This is a genomic window from Rhodococcus sp. MSC1_016 (assembly GCF_023667485.2).
GTDB lineage: Bacteria > Actinomycetota > Actinomycetes > Mycobacteriales > Mycobacteriaceae > Rhodococcus_F > Rhodococcus_F oxybenzonivorans.
The window spans coordinates 42,903-57,433 of the sequence record NZ_JAMOZI020000001.1 but is presented as its reverse complement, the minus strand read 5'-3'; the positions used below and the strand labels follow the sequence as shown (position 1 = coordinate 57,433).

The 14,531-nt window shown below is 63.5% G+C and carries 13 protein-coding genes; 4 read left to right on the top strand and 9 right to left on the bottom strand.

Annotated elements, in window-relative coordinates:
• Window positions 1-8: 8 nt before the first annotated feature.
• Entirely contained in the window at window positions 9-755 is a 747-nt protein-coding gene (locus L1080_RS00245; RefSeq protein ID WP_159924344.1) for an NADPH-dependent F420 reductase, read from the top strand.
• A gap of 139 nt (window positions 756-894) precedes the next feature.
• Here L1080_RS00245 and L1080_RS00240 read toward each other — a convergent pair whose 3' ends face one another.
• From L1080_RS00240 to L1080_RS00225, 4 genes are all read right to left on the bottom strand, one after another.
• Window positions 895-1,452 carry a nuclear transport factor 2 family protein gene (locus L1080_RS00240; protein ID WP_250772449.1) on the bottom strand — a complete coding sequence of 186 codons (558 nt, stop codon included), beginning with the start codon at window positions 1,450-1,452 and terminating at the stop codon, window positions 895-897.
• Between the two features lie 12 nt (window positions 1,453-1,464).
• Window positions 1,465-2,568, bottom strand: coding sequence for a zinc-binding dehydrogenase (locus tag L1080_RS00235; protein WP_236603517.1), 1,104 nt, complete (start codon window positions 2,566-2,568; stop codon window positions 1,465-1,467).
• A 169-nt stretch (window positions 2,569-2,737) separates the two neighbouring features.
• Entirely contained in the window at window positions 2,738-3,472 is a 735-nt protein-coding gene (locus L1080_RS00230) for an NADPH-dependent F420 reductase (protein WP_250772451.1), read from the bottom strand.
• Between the two features lie 92 nt (window positions 3,473-3,564).
• Window positions 3,565-4,698 (bottom strand): NADH:flavin oxidoreductase, encoded by a 1,134-nt coding sequence (locus L1080_RS00225; RefSeq protein WP_250772453.1) that lies wholly within the window; start codon window positions 4,696-4,698, stop codon window positions 3,565-3,567.
• 648 nt (window positions 4,699-5,346) lie between these two features.
• Here L1080_RS00225 and L1080_RS00220 point away from each other — a divergent pair.
• Complete coding sequence (locus tag L1080_RS00220; RefSeq protein ID WP_250772462.1) at window positions 5,347-6,762, top strand: aldehyde dehydrogenase family protein; 1,416 nt, start codon at window positions 5,347-5,349, stop codon at window positions 6,760-6,762.
• Between the two features lie 175 nt (window positions 6,763-6,937).
• On the opposite strand, the gene L1080_RS00215 is transcribed toward L1080_RS00220, so the two are convergent.
• From L1080_RS00215 to L1080_RS00195, 5 genes are all read right to left on the bottom strand, one after another.
• Window positions 6,938-7,648 carry a TetR/AcrR family transcriptional regulator gene (locus L1080_RS00215; protein WP_159924331.1) on the bottom strand — a complete coding sequence of 237 codons (711 nt, stop codon included), beginning with the start codon at window positions 7,646-7,648 and terminating at the stop codon, window positions 6,938-6,940.
• Window positions 7,649-7,846: 198 nt separating this feature from the next.
• A complete protein-coding gene (locus L1080_RS00210; RefSeq protein ID WP_250772465.1) occupies window positions 7,847-8,845 on the bottom strand; it encodes a zinc-dependent alcohol dehydrogenase family protein in 999 nt (332 codons plus the stop codon).
• Between the two features lie 139 nt (window positions 8,846-8,984).
• Window positions 8,985-9,335 carry an ArsR/SmtB family transcription factor gene (locus tag L1080_RS00205; RefSeq protein WP_250772467.1) on the bottom strand — a complete coding sequence of 117 codons (351 nt, stop codon included), beginning with the start codon at window positions 9,333-9,335 and terminating at the stop codon, window positions 8,985-8,987.
• A gap of 166 nt (window positions 9,336-9,501) precedes the next feature.
• Window positions 9,502-10,899, bottom strand: coding sequence for an MFS transporter (locus tag L1080_RS00200; protein ID WP_250772469.1), 1,398 nt, complete (start codon window positions 10,897-10,899; stop codon window positions 9,502-9,504).
• Between the two features lie 199 nt (window positions 10,900-11,098).
• Window positions 11,099-12,175, bottom strand: a complete 1,077-nt coding sequence (locus L1080_RS00195) for an LLM class flavin-dependent oxidoreductase (protein WP_250772472.1) — start codon at window positions 12,173-12,175, stop codon at window positions 11,099-11,101.
• Window positions 12,176-12,514: 339 nt separating this feature from the next.
• Between L1080_RS00195 and L1080_RS00190 the strand changes: the two genes are divergently transcribed.
• Window positions 12,515-13,639 (top strand): NDMA-dependent alcohol dehydrogenase, encoded by a 1,125-nt coding sequence (locus L1080_RS00190; RefSeq protein WP_250772474.1) that lies wholly within the window; start codon window positions 12,515-12,517, stop codon window positions 13,637-13,639.
• A gap of 21 nt (window positions 13,640-13,660) precedes the next feature.
• On the top strand, window positions 13,661-14,494 hold the full coding sequence (locus tag L1080_RS00185) for an enoyl-CoA hydratase-related protein (protein ID WP_459030087.1): 834 nt from the start codon (window positions 13,661-13,663) through the stop codon (window positions 14,492-14,494).
• Window positions 14,495-14,531: the final 37 nt, after the last annotated feature.

Genomic DNA, 14,531 nt, shown 5'->3' with positions numbered 1-14,531 from the left:
AGTCCTTTATGAAGATAGGCATAATCGGAGTCGGACATATCGGCAAGACCCTGAGTCGGAAGTTGGGCGCCGCCGGGCACGACGTGAAGGTGGCCAACTCCCGCGGCCCGGAGACGATTCAGGCAGACGTTCTTGCCACGGGTGCGCGTGCTGTTTCCACGGTTGACGCGGTGAAGGATGTGGACGTCGTGATCCTGTCGATCCCACTGAACCGTCTTCCGGAGGTAGCGCCGCTGATCGCCACCGTGCCCGCCGATACAGTCGTCATCGACACGTCGAACTACTATCCGGCCCGTGATTCCACGATCGATGCCATCGAAGCCGGCCAAGTCGAAAGCCTCTGGGCTGCCGCGCAACTCGGTCGCCCGATCGTCAAGGCATGGAACGCCATCGGTTCCGGTTCACTCGCCGGGAAGGGCATGCCCGCCGGCACCGCGGGCCGTATCGCCATCCCGGTCGCGGCCGACGACGACAGGGAACGCGCAGTGGGCATGTCCTTGGTCGACGACACCGGATTCGACGGGTTCGACGCGGGAACACTCGCGGAATCATGGCGCCAGCAGCCCGGCGCACCCGCCTACTGCACAGACCTCACGATTGAAGAGTTGCCAGCCGCACTGGCGGCGGCCGAGGCCGCGAGATTGCCGGTGCGGCGCGACCTGGCAGTCGCCGCCTTCGCCGAAAGGGTCGGCGACGGGACAACGAATCCGGACCCGGAATTCGGTGTGCGCGTGAGCCGTGCCCTGTTCATGTGACTGATGTCGACCTACTTCGCCAGCAACGAAGTAGGTCGACATTCGGGGCGCACACTCACCGCGGCGGAAGCCGATCTGCCGCCGACATCAAGGCGCCGGCGGGATCACCGGCAGGATGATGCGCCCTCGCGGGGCCGATTCACCACTCAGTCTCGTAGATGGCGTCATTCGGGAAGAGGTCTCCCACCCGCGCAGTCTCCGGAATACCTCCGAACACTGCTGCGAACGCGTTGGCGGACGGGAATTGTGCGGTATGGTCGAAGATCACCGTGCGGCGCAGCACCCGCCACTCCCCACTGCGGCGCTCACACAGATCCCTGTAGCGTCCGCCCATGACGTCAGTCGGTTCGCCATCCGGCTTGACCATTACATATACGACCGAGCTCTCTCGCTTGGCGAAGTCCCCGTCGAGTTCGATGATCACATTGGTGATGTAGTGGTGAGACTTGTGACGCGTCGATTTCTGGTTCTCATACGACCACTCGCAGAATTCATCTGCGGATCCCACGAACATGCCGTGGTTGTCGGTCGCCTCGGGCCAGAACGTCGCTTTCATAGCATCGAGTTCTTTGCGATCCTGGCCGCGACAGTACATTGCCAGGTTCTCGTATAGTTTCTGCTTCGCGATGAGATCTGCGATCGCATCGGAGGTGCTGGCTGAACCGGGGTGGTCAACCTCTGGATAAGCATTGGACATACATTGCTCCTTTCAGGCATTCCGCGCGGGAAAGGTGATGACCGTGCGGGCGAGGCTGTTACGCTCCATTTCCTCGTAAGCCTCATTGATCTCGTCGAGCGCAATCGTCCGTGACACGAGATCGTCCAGATTCAGCCGACCACCGAGATACAGATCCACATACATGGGAATGTCCCGGTAGAAGTTCGAGGACCCGAGCCAGAGCCCTCGCACTCCTTGCTGCCGCGGCAGCAGCCCGCTCTCGGCGGGAGATGGACGAAGGACCAGTTCGGCGCCCGGAGACATACCACCTACCAAGTAGGCCGTACCGCCGAATCCGAGGGTGGACATTGCGGTCTCTGCCACCGCGGGAACACCGATCATCACGAAGGCATGATCGACGCCGCCGCCGGCGGTGATCTCGAGGACGGAGTCGACCACGTCGGCCTGTGAGGAGTCGATGACGTCGGTGGCGCCGAATTGTGTGGCCAGTGCCAGCTTCTCGGCTTGGATATCGACGCCGATGATCCGGGACGCACCGGCGAGGCGCGCTGCCTGGATTGCGTTGAGTCCGACCCCGCCACAGCCGAACACTGCGATGGTCTGCCCGGGCGTAACCTTCGCCGCATTGAATACCGCTCCGCCGCCGGTCACCACGGCACATCCGATGACCGCGGCCTTCTCGAATGGCATTGCGGGGTCGATCGTGACCAATTGATTCTCATGGATCAGCGCCTGCTCCGCGAAGCCGCCGAGACCCTGCAACTGCCCCAGGGGCCCCAACTCGTCCTGGAGGCGCGGTGCGGCCTCGGGAGCACGATCCAGCGCACCGGCATTGGCACATGCATTCAGATTGCCGCCGAGACACGCCACGCATCGCCCACAGGGCTGGAGCGCCGCTGCGACAACGTGGTCGCCGACTTTGATTCGGGAGACGTCGGGCCCTACCGCCGAGACCACACCCGCGATCTCATGTCCCAGCACGATCGGCATGTCCACGCCCATTCCGGTATGGGCGACCGTGATATCGCTATGGCACAGACCTGAGGCACGGACCTCTACGAGGACTTCCCGGCCGACCGGCTCTGCGACGGTAACGTCACAGACCTCGAACTTATCGCCGACTTGCCTTGTCACCGCTGCTCGCACGGATTACTCCCTATGTCATGAGTGCCCAACCGGGCCCCGAGTGATGCAAACCACTTTAATTGTTTGTCGAACAACTAGCCATGTCAAGCAGTCGGCCGAATCGGCACTCCACCGCAGGCGACGAGACACGCGCTCACCACCGGCACCGCAGCTTCCCTTACAGATAGACCGCTCTGGAGAGGCGCAATAGGTCATCATTCGACGGAGTACCCTCGATCGCCTTCATTCTTGCGACCATCTCTTCACGCTTCGAGGCCGACGCCTCTCGATCGGCCGACGCAAGCGCGCGTTCCAACTCGTGAGCGGAGAGATCTGTGCAGTAGGCGGGCGTGCCGGGTTGCTGACGCCACGACTGGTTGATCGTCCCTGCATCCACGGCATCGAACCCGGTCAGATCGACAAACTGCATTGCTACTGATTTCGACCGCGTGTCGTCGCCGGCAACGGCCAGCGCGATCCTGCCTCGGGTACCCGACTCTGCACCCTTGGTCGCGAAACTTCCGGCCAGGATATTGTTCCAAGCTTTGACGACCGGTCGCCCGAGCTGCTCAGCCACCCATTCACTTTCGACCTGCCCGTTCTCCACCGCGGTGATGGTGCCGTCTCGGAAGGGGAAGTAATTGGAGGTGTCGATGATCACCGCCTCGGCTGGTGCCACTGAAATTGCAGCACGAAGAGAGGGGACGCGGGCGAAAGGGACCGACGTGATCACCACGTCGGCGCCGCGTGCCGCATCTGCGGCATACACAGCCCTCGCTCCCGCGGCGACGGCGACATCACGGATCGTCTCCGGGTTTCGCGAGTTCGCCAGTAAGACTTCGTGACCACCCGCGGAGAGCCGCCCAGCGATCGTGCTACCGATCTTCCCGGCTCCCAAGATCCCGACAATCATGATTTCTCCATTACTGAGTTGGTACACGGATGCGAAGAGGGGACGACTATTTGGTCCTGATCAGCCCAGGCAGTCGTCGCCGGCGGCACACCTCAAGAGGACTTCTCGAACGGGATGATCCTCGCCGTGTCACCGGACTGCATCTTGTTCACCCACTCCGGATCCGCCAACAGGGACCGGCCGAGCGCGAGCAGGTCGAACTCGTCGCGTTCGAACTGTTCGATCACGTACCGCAGCCGCAGACGCGGGTCATTCCCGTCGGCGCCGTCATCGCCGATGAACATATGGTCGACTCCCACCGAGCCCACCATGATCACCGGAAGTCCCGTGATCTTTTTTACCCAGCCCGCCAGACCGAGACGGCCTTCCGTCGAGCCGTCTTCCGGGAAGGCAGGTAGCCAGTGCCGGCGGGTCGAGGGATGGAAAACATCGGCTCCGGCCGCGGCCAGCGGGCTCAGCATCTGCTCCAACTCGGTGGGCGTAGTTGCGATGGCGGCGTCGTACGCGCCGACCTTCCACTGCGAGAACCGATAGGCGATGGGGAAGTCCGGTCCCACCGCGGCGCGAACCGCCGAGACGACCTCGACGGGAAACTTGACGCGGTTCACGAGGCTCCCCCCGTATCCGTCGGTGCGCTGGTTGGTGCGAGCCCAGAGGAAATTGTCCAGCACCATCCCGTGCCCGCCGTGGATCTCGACACCATCGAACCCGAGCTCAGACGCCAACGTCGCCGATTCGACGTAGGAGGCAATGATCGCATCGAGATCGGCGGTGGTCAGCTCGCGGCCGACCGGTTCGCCGTCGATACCGATAGCAGAGGGGCTGACGGTGGCGAGTTGGGGCTCGAACTGTGACTCATGTCCGCGCATAGCACCCATGTGCATGAGCTGGCTGACGATGGCCGCCCCTTCGCTGTGCACCGCTTCCACTACTTCGCGCCATCCCGCTGCACTCGCCGGGCCGTACATGTGGGGCATGCCCGCGCTGTTGCCGGCCGCGGGTCCTCGCACGAGGGTGCCCTCGGTGATGATCAATCCCACTCCCCCGGCTGCTCGCCGACGGTAATACTCCACATTCTCGGCGTTCGGAATCCCTCCGGGCGAATTCTCCCGTGTCATCGGCGCCATCACGAACCGATTGCGCAGGGTCAGCGATGATGCGACGAATCCGGTGTACAACGGCTCCAATACTGAAACCTGCGCATCGAGAGCGCTCTGTTCTGCCATTGTCTCGTTCTTTCTGTTTCGGCCCTCGTCGTGGGGCATACGACACTCTTTGCCGGCTCGGCGGCTGGGGCATGCCTCGGGAGAGAAGATCGGCAACGCCCTGGGTGGATATCCGGCTGCACGCATGCCCGGGATCGGAAGCTCTCCGGACATGTCCAGACCTGCTCGTGACGCGCATGATCCCTCGCACTCGGATCCCCGCGGACCGCGGCCGGTTCGGTCGGATGTGGAGAGATGAACTGGCCGAAGTCAGGACATCACGCAATTAGTAGCTTGTCAACGAACAATCTTTTTACAGGGGTCGGCTCGTATCTCGACCGGAACAAGATGGAGTGTCGACGCCCTACTTCGGCAGCCGAACTAGAAGTCGCGAAAACGCGCTGTTGACACGTGGTTACTAGTTGGTTGACAATCAATGTGGTAGCGATCACCATTGGCTGCGAGAAACTTCGAGCCGTACCCGACAGTCGGTGTAAGGGGCGAATCATCGGACCCATGACGAGTGACGAGTCACGGGAAGCCATGCCCGAATCGGCGATCTGTGTGCCGTAGCGCGCATGCTCGTCGTCAGCGGCAGTGCCAATCAACAGGAGACTTCATGAACAACCCGGCCCCCCCACCTCGCGTGACACGCTCTACATCGCGGGCATGTGGAGCGAAGACAGCGATCGTGCGTGGATCGAGGTCGAGAATCCGGTGACAGAGGACGTCATCGGGCGGGTCCCCTCCGCCACAAACGCCGACGTCGATCGTGCCGTTACCGCCGCTGTGGATCTGCACCGGCGAGGCGGCTGGCGCGATATCGGTATCAGCGAACGGGCGAAGGCGCTCAGTGCACTAGCCGACGGAATCGAACGGCGCGCGTCCGACTTCGAAGCGCTGTACACCCTGGACCAGGGCGGACTGGCCGCCTTTGCGAACTTCACCGCCGCAGCCGCCGCTGCCATCTTTCGCGACACGGCATCACTTGCACAACAGATAGACCTCGGTCCCACCCGGCGCGACACCACCACCGGCTCTGTGTACGTAAGCCGCGAACCCGTGGGCCCAGTCGCAGCCATCGTGCCGTGGAACGCGCCGTTGGTACTGGCCGCCGTCAAGATCGCGCCGGCCCTGCTGGCGGGCTGTCCTGTCATCGTCAAGATTTCTCCCGAGACCCCGCTCGTGTCATTCGTATTGGCGGAGGTATTCGCTGAAGCAGGCCTCCCGGAAGGATTGATCTCTTTCCTGCCCGGCGGACGCGACCTGGGTCGCTATCTGATCTCACGGCCCGGCATCGGGCACATCTCCTTCACCGGCAGCACCGCGGCCGGCCAGCAAGTGATGGCTACCGCCGCCGAACGAATGACCCGGGTCACGCTCGAGCTGGGTGGGAAGTCGGCCGCACTCGTCCTCGACGATGCCGAGCCCGAGCAGTTCGCGCCGCTACTGGCCGCCGGATGCACGGTTCAGTCAGGCCAGGTATGCACGACGCAGAGCCGTCTGCTGGTACCGGCCCGAAATGGGAAGCAATGGCTCGACGCGTTGACCCAGGCGTTCGACAACCTGCCTGTGGGCGACCCCGCCGACCCTTCCACCGCCGTAGGTCCCCTCGTCTCCCGCGCACAGTTGGATCGAGTCGAGTCGTTCGTCGAGACCGCCCGACAGGAAGGTGCCACCGTCTTGACCGGCGGCGGTAAGCCGGCGGGCGCTCCATTCGAGCACGGTTACTGGTATCTGCCGACTCTCCTGACCGGCACGAATTCGACCATGCAGGTCAACCGGGAAGAGGTGTTCGGGCCCGTCATCACCGTCGAGACCTACGAGGATCTCGATGCCGGCATCGAGGCGGTCAATGACACCGAGTTCGGACTGAGCAACGGAATCTACACATCCGATATCGACAGAGCGCTATCCATCGCACCTCGTCTGGAGAGTGGCGCTGTGGCGATCAACTCCGCCGGCCCCAACGTCACCGCACCATTCGGTGGTCTCAAGATGTCCGGACTCGGACGCGAGGGCGGAATCGAAGGCGTCGAAGCATTCCTCGAAACAAAGCAAGTGAACCTGCCCGCATCGTCGTGAGGCCCGTCAGGCTCCACTGATGCGCCCGTGGGTGTAGTCCGAAGTCGGTGTGAGCGCACGCCGTTGTCCCAGTAGCGTTCTGGCTTGTGCAGGATCAGCCGGCTACATCTATGGGGAACGGCGTGCGCGGCGTCCGTTGCTGGGTGTCGAAAGCACCGAAACCCGTTCTTCGGGCCTATACCTCAGACTTCGCCGACCGCCCACCACGGCGACCGGTCTTGACAGGCCGGTTAGCCGACGTAGTCGATTTGGTCCGCCGCGACCGGCCCCGACTGAGATTCTCCATGCACTGCTCCAGGAAGAGCGTGAGTACGCTCTCCGGATCGACGCCCTCCGGATCGAGCTGCCACAGGTAGCCGACTCCGCGCATTTGCGCGATTATCATCGACGCCTGCTGCTCCGGCTCGACCTTCGGATCGATCGAGCCGTCCTCGATTCCGGCGCTGACAATCGACGCGATACGTGAATGCAGGTCTCGGTGCATGTCCGTGATCCGTCCACGGAGATCCGGGACCGGCCGGAGAGCTTCGAACATCAATGCGTACATCACTGCCAGCGACCACGGATCACGCTTGTACGCGTCCCGGATATTGACGATGAATGTCCGCAGAGTTTCGAGGCCGGACTGCCCGTCATGGGTTGGCAACGCCGTCTCGATGTCCCAGTGTTGCTCGATCTCGTCGACGAGCGCTTCGAGGAGCTTGGCCTTGGAGCCGAACCTGGCAGTCGCGAGACTCCGGCTGTACCCGGCCCGTTCCCCGACGGTCGCTAACGTCATCGTCTGATAGCCGCCTTCGACCACAAGGTCACCCGCCGCACGGATGATCAGGCGTGTCGAGCGTTCGGATCGGACCTGGTGGCCGTTCTGCTCGCTGGATTTTTCCACACTTCAATCATAGTTGACCGACCAGCACGCAGTCCTGCGGGCGACCCGAACGTGTACGCACGGGCGCTCGTCCTAGGCCGGGTCCGGGGGTCGCTCCGGCCAGCGGCCACGACGCTCGTGCTGCCCGCGACTTCCTCTTCCGTCGCTGGCTTGCCCACCCCGAGGTCATCCTGGTGTGGGCCCACTCCGCTGAGGAGGTCAGTTGCCGGGAACGGTGACGACGATCTTGCCGACCTGTCCGCCGGCTTCCAGGTACCGGTGAGCCTCGGCGATGTCCTCGAGCGGGAACGTCTTGTCGATGGTAGGGGTCAGCTCGCCCTTGGCGAGACCGTCCGCCACGAAGGCGACTGCTTCGGCGCGTCGCCGGTCGTCGGTGGTGATCTCGAAGAGTTCGAACCCCCGGATGGTGAGGTGCTTGAAGAGGACCTCACCGACGTCGAGCGGGGTGGGGGTGCGGTCGAGGACGCCGTAGAGAACGAGGTGGGCCTCGTCGGCGGCGGCGGTGACGAGGTCGGCCAGGGCCGTGCCGCCGACGGGGTCGAAGATGATGCGGGCGCCCTGGCCGTCGGTCAGCTGCCGCACCCGGGTGGGGACGTCCTCCTCGGCGGTGGCGATCACCTCGTCCGCGCCGGCGTCCAGTAGCTGCTGCCGTTTGGCGCCGGTACGGGTCAGGGCGATGGCGCGGGCGCCGGCCTTGTGGGCGACCTGGATCGCGGCGAGGCCGACGCTGCTGGAGGCCGCGGAGATCAGGACGGTGTCGCCGGGGCGTACGCCCGCGAGGTCGACCAGGCCGCCGTAGGCGGTGATGAACTGCATCCACACCGAGGCCGCCTCCTCGAAAGAGAGCCGCTCGGGGTGGGCGACGACCGCGTGGGCGGGGGCGAGAACCGCCTCCCCGTGCACGGGATAGTCGGTCATGGTGAAGGACGGCACCACGCTGACCGCCTCGCCCACGCTCAGCCCGCGCACGCCGTTACCGAGGGCCTCGACCACTCCGGCCGCCTCGTAGCCGATTCCGGAGGGGAAGACGGGATCGGTGCCGTACTGGCCGAGCCGGAACATCGACTCCGCCCGGTTCAAGCCCAGCGCCCGGGCCCGGATCAGGACTTCGCCCGGCCCGGGCTCGGGCAGGGGGACCTCCTCCAGATGCAGGACTTCGGGTCCGCCGGGCTGATGGAAACGGACGACGCGGTTCATGCGTAGCTCCTTGATGCGGTTCGGTGCGCTGGGGAAGCCGGTGTCGCACCGGCCTCCTCCTCCACCCTGCTCGAAGGTTCGATGAGTGTCAAATTTTGACCGTCATCAAAATATGTACCCCTCGAGATCGGGCCATCTCTCAGTCGACGCCCGAGCCGCTCTCCGCCGCGCAGGCCGCGATCACGGCCGGGAGCAGGCCGGGGAACCGTTCCTCCATCTCGTCGGCGCGCAGCGTGTTCATCTTGGTCACGCCCACGTAGTACTGCCGGATCACCCCCGCTTCGCGCAGCACGTTGAAGTGGTGGGTGAGCGTGGAGGTGGAGACCGGTGCCTCGAATGTGCCACAGCTCATGTCCTCGCCCTTGCGCACGAGCTGGGAGACCACCATCCGGCGCACCGGGTCCACCAGTGCCTCCATTACCTGCTGAAGATCCACCTGAGCAAGGTCGGGATGATCCACTGTCCGGGGGGCAGTACGGGGGCGGGCCACAGTCAACTCCTAGAGGCGATACCGGCAACTCACCCATACTACGACTGTCATCGAAGTAATGGTCAGAGCTGGCCGACCGACAAGAACGCCCACGCGACCTCTGATCGAGGTCGCAGACGAGTTCGTCGGCAGGCCCGATTTCGGCATCGGCTGCCGCGCAGAGGGTTCAGGGACGTAGGTGATCGCCGGCGCCCGACAGCTCCGGTGTCGGATCCTCACTGTCCGACATCAGATTCTCCACCTGGCGTGGCGCGACCCACCGGACTGCGGCCATCCCGATCGAGGCGACAATCGCCGGAACGACGGCCAGCAGGAAAATCGTTTTCGCCGGTACGTGCGCGGCCAGCAGTGCCCCACCGATCGTGGGACCGACCACCGATCCCACCCTGTCGACGCCCGACAGCACGCCCATACCGGTTGCCCGCAACCAGCTCGGATAGATCTCCGCCGCGACCGCGTTGACACACATCTGAGTTCCGATAGCGAACGCTCCGACCACGAACACCGAGACCATCAGAACGACTATGGACCCGATAGACAATGCAGTGGCCACGATCGCCACCGCGGCGATGGTGAAACAGATACTCAACATCCGGGAAGGATTTCTGCGGCGATCGGCCATGATCCCGATACCGACCCCACCGAACATGGCACCGAGATTGCAGACCGCCGAAGCGGCGACGGCATGCCCCGTCGAGAGACCGGCGTCGGTGAGTACCGAAGGAATCCACGACATCAAGAACAGGATCAACAGAACCGCGTTGAAGAAGACGACGCAGAGCACCAGTGTCACCGGCGCGAGTCGGCGGGTGAACAGCAGCTTCATCGACGGCTTCTCGCCCCGGCGATGGTCCTGCATGACCAGCGGCACGTCCACCGGGCCGACTGCGTCGCGGTCGATCGACCGCAACAACGCCCGCGCCCGGTCGTCCTTCCCGGACAGCGTCAGGAACTGCACCGTCTCCGGAAGCCAACGCAGCAGCGCAGGAATGAGGAGTAGCGGCAGGATTCCACCGAGCACGAACACCGATCGCCACCCGAAGGTCGGGATGATGGCGCTCGCCAGCAGTCCGCCCACGAATCCGCCACCAGCGCTACTCGCACCCACCACCGTGACAGCGGTTGCACGCCGACGTTTCGGCGCGAACTCGGCTCCGTACGCATACGTGTTCGGCATGACGGCGCCGAGCCCAATGCCCGCGATGAACCGCAACGGAATCATCTGGTCGATGTTCTGCACGGCCACGACCGCGAGGGTCATGACGCCGAAGAGGAGGACGCCCCCGATCAGCACCGGGCGCCGACCCCAACGGTCCGCACGCGGAGCGAGGAAAAGGCCACCGATAATCATGCCGAGCAGCGACGCAACAATCGCCGACGTGAGACTGGCCGTGGTGGTCCCCCAGTCTTCGGCGATCGCCGGAGCGCTGATGGCCATGATCAACGCGTCGAACCCGATGAACACGGATATCGCCATCACCATCCCGATCGATCTGCGCTGAGCAGGAGAGAATGGAGCGTCGTCGATTATCTGCTGGACATCCAGCACTGGAGATATAGACACGTACGGTCCTCCGGAGGATAGCGATGCGGTGGGATTCGACGCCGAAATGGCACCCGCGATGTGCGCGGGGCTCTACTGCTCCCTGACAGTGTCGCGGGTCACATACATTTTCAGCCGCCGTAACTTTGTTTGTCAACTTACAATTATTTTCGTGCGGGAACACCGAGGGCGGATCGCAGACGGAGTCCCGCTCTGTCACTCAGCAGGCGCGCAGGCGCGGCAGCACCTCGTTGACCAGAAGTTCGTACGAATGCACTACTTCGGGAGTCTGCGTGTAGGGAACCACCAGTGTCATCCGGTCGAGCCCCAGGTCCATCAACCCCCGGAGTCGGTCGACGCAGGTTTCGACGTTACCGACGATGGCGAACTGGTCGATGAACTCGTCGGTGAGTGCCTGACACTGGGGCGCCATCTCACCGTGCCTGTTCATGTCGTATACCTTGGCGATCTCGAGCATGATTTCGGACTGCGCCGCGGTAGACGGACCGATTACCTTGTTGTTCATCACGGAGAATCGGGCCATAGTTGCGACCGTCGGCTTCACAATCTCGCGGGCGACCCGGATGTCCTCCTGCGGCATCGCGATCACGACGCATCCGAGGCCAACCTCCTTGCCAACGTCCGCGGCGGCCGTGCGCGCGAGGTCGACACCCCAGGCGACACGGTCGACTTCCGCCGCCAGCCCCAGAACGACGGTTTCAGCAACACGGGCGGACGACGCGATCGCCTTGGGACCGGTCGAGAACGATTCGATCGGAACCTTGGGAATGTCGTAGGCGCCCAGCCATTTCAGGCTGCTGCCCGTCGGACCGGATCCGATCGCCAGGTCGCCGAACCCCACCTTGGCGTTGAGGACCATTGCGCTGGCATCCGTCATGGCGACCATCTCGCCGCGCAGGTAGGTCTGGAGCATCTCGAGGTAGTGCTCGAACTTCGCGATCGACATCGGTGATGCGCCCACGTAGGCCAGCGCGGAATCTCCCCTCCCGATCCCCAGCACAGCCCGTCCGTTCGAGATCAGCTGCAGCGACGCAGCCGCCGCCGCTGTGACTGACGGATGGCGCGTGATCGGGTTCGTCACCCCTGTCGCCAGCTTTATCCGACTCGTCGCCTGCGCACAGGTCGCCAGATAGGACCAGACCTCCGGGAACATCGACTGCGAATCAACCATTACCGCCCCATCCCAACCGTCAGCCTCCAATCGCGCCGCTTCCGCCGGGGCTCGACGCGGGTCCTTCGAGGTGAGATTGGTCCAGAACTCGGTGCGCTTGGTCATAGTTGTCCCTTTCCGGCGCTTCGACTTCGGTGCGAACGATGAGGTCGCGCTCGTCCTACCACCGGATCGACGGCCGCTTTCTGCTACCTAGGCCACCGCGAGCCTACTCCAACATTGCTTGTCGACTAACTAATAACGAAGAATAAGAGCCGCACGCCGATCGGAAAACTAGTTGCTTGACAACCTATCGATATGCGGCAGACTAGCCCCTGTGGTCCACCTCACTCCCTCCCGGGAGCGCTGGGCAGCGCCACCCGCCGGCTCGGCTCCGACCGGACATCCGCCGCGCGAACGTCGGCCCCCCGCCGCTGATCGCCTGCACGAAGGAGATTTCATTTCATGAGGACACGCGCAGCTGTGCTGCACGAAGCACCGGGCAAATGGAGCGTCGAGGAGGTGGTGCTCGACAAACCGCAAGAAGGTGAGATCCTCGTCGAGATGGTGGCAACAGGCCTGTGTCACAGCGATGATCACATCGCGACCGGCGATATGCCGGCCGCTCATCTGCCGATCGTGGCCGGACACGAGGGTGCCGGCATCGTCAAGGAACTGGGGCCGGGGGTCACAGGGCTCGAGGTCGGCGACCATGTGCTGACCTCCTTCATTCCCGCATGTGGCCAATGCCGTTGGTGCGCGTGCGGAATGCAGAATCTGTGCGACCGCGGTGCGCTCATCATGCTGGGACATCAGCTCGATGGCACCTTTCGCATGCACACCTCAGACGGCCGCGATATCGGTACTGCCGGGTTGCTCGGCACCTTCGCCGAGTTTCAGGTGTTCGACCAGCAGTCCGTGGTCAAGATCGAGAAGGATATCCCGCTCGAGATCGCCTGCCTCGTGGCGTGTGGCGTTCAGACCGGATTCGGGTCCGCCTCGGAAGCGGGTGCTGTGAAGCCAGGTGACACCGTCCTCGTCGTCGGTGTCGGTGGCATCGGCATTAACGCGGTTCAAGGCGCGCGCGCGGCCGGCGCGGCACACATTATCGCCGCGGATCCCGTTGCGCAGAAGAAACAATGGGCCCTCGAGTTCGGCGCGACCGAGTCACACGACTCCGTCTCCGCCTCGATGGAGCGCATCCGGCACCTCACCAACGGTCAGGGCGCGGATGTCGTTATTCTCTGTCCCGGCGTGGTGACCAACGACCTTCTCGGCGAGGCGTACCAGGCTGTCCGCAAGGCCGGAACGCTCGTGGTGACGGGGATCGGTCGCGAATCCGAGGAGGCGATCATCCCGGGGCTCAACGCAAACGCACTGGCACTGCCGCAGAAGCGCATCCAAGGTGCCCTGTACGGCATGAAGTCGCCGCGCGAGGCGATGCCGATGCTGTTGGACCTGTACCGCGCCGGCAAGCTCCTCCTCGACGATCTTGTCACCGCCACGTACTCTCTCGACCAGATCAACCAGGGTTTCGAGGACATGCGCAACGGTCGCAACATCCGTGGCGTCATCCACTTCGCCCAGTAGCGCCTCCCTGAACGGAACGCCGTGAAGTATCAGTGTTTTGAAGTCGTGGTCCACGCGGGTATCGCTGCGGTACGGCTCGACAGGCCGACAGAACTCAACACGATGATTCCACAATTCTGGCGGGAGCTCCGCGACATCGCTACGCGATTGAACGCGGATCCGAAGGTTCGCGTGGTCGTGCTGAGTTCGACCGGAAAACATTTCAGCGCGGGAATGCACCTCGATGTCTTCTCGAGCCGCGACCCGTCGCGGTATGCCGACCCGGCCCGATACAACGTGGTCCGGGGAGAGTCTGTGCGACACTTCCAGGACGTCATTTCTGCTGTGGAACGAATCCGGGTCCCGGTTCTAGCCGCGATACAGGGCGGATGCATCGGTGGTGCACTGGACCTCGTCACAGCATGCGACATGCGCTATGCCACGGGCGATGCCTTCTTTGTCATTCAGGAAACCAATATCGGGATCACAGCCGATGCGGGTACCCTTCAGCGGCTCCCCACATTGATCCCTGACGGCATCGCCCGTGAGTATGCATATACAGGGAATCGCCTCCATGCCGATCGCGCACGTGAGATCGGCTTGCTCAACGAGGTATTCGCCGACTTCGACGAGATGATGACAGCTGTTGATCGCACCGCTGAAACGATTGCGTCGAAGAGTCCACTCGCCATCGCAGGAACGAAGTCGGCTCTGCTCTACTCTCGCGATCACAGCGTGCGGGAAGGACTGGACCGTAGCGCGATCTGGAGCGCGGCAGCGCTCTCCTCGCACGATATGCAGAAGGCACTACAAGCGCAGCGCGGCGGCCACCCAGCCCAGTTCGACGACCTTCCAGATTTCGAATGGGACATCTGACAACCACTGCACGGTCGTCTGGTCGCTGTAATCACAG

Excerpts from the sequence above, each read along its gene's own strand:
- L1080_RS00190 (WP_250772474.1), top strand. The coding sequence starts at position 12,515 with ATGAGGACACGCGCAGCTGTGCTGCACGAAGCACCGGGCAAATGGAGC.
- L1080_RS00210 (WP_250772465.1), bottom strand. The coding sequence starts at position 8,845 with ATGAACCGCGTCGTCCGTTTCCATCAGCCCGGCGGACCCGAAGTCCTG.
- L1080_RS00220 (WP_250772462.1), top strand. The coding sequence starts at position 5,347 with ATGTGGAGCGAAGACAGCGATCGTGCGTGGATCGAGGTCGAGAATCCG.
- L1080_RS00230 (WP_250772451.1), bottom strand. The coding sequence starts at position 3,472 with ATGATTGTCGGGATCTTGGGAGCCGGGAAGATCGGTAGCACGATCGCT.
- L1080_RS00240 (WP_250772449.1), bottom strand. The coding sequence starts at position 1,452 with ATGTCCAATGCTTATCCAGAGGTTGACCACCCCGGTTCAGCCAGCACC.
- L1080_RS00245 (WP_159924344.1), top strand. The coding sequence starts at position 9 with ATGAAGATAGGCATAATCGGAGTCGGACATATCGGCAAGACCCTGAGT.
- L1080_RS00195 (WP_250772472.1), bottom strand. The coding sequence starts at position 12,175 with ATGACCAAGCGCACCGAGTTCTGGACCAATCTCACCTCGAAGGACCCG.
- L1080_RS00225 (WP_250772453.1), bottom strand. The coding sequence starts at position 4,698 with ATGGCAGAACAGAGCGCTCTCGATGCGCAGGTTTCAGTATTGGAGCCG.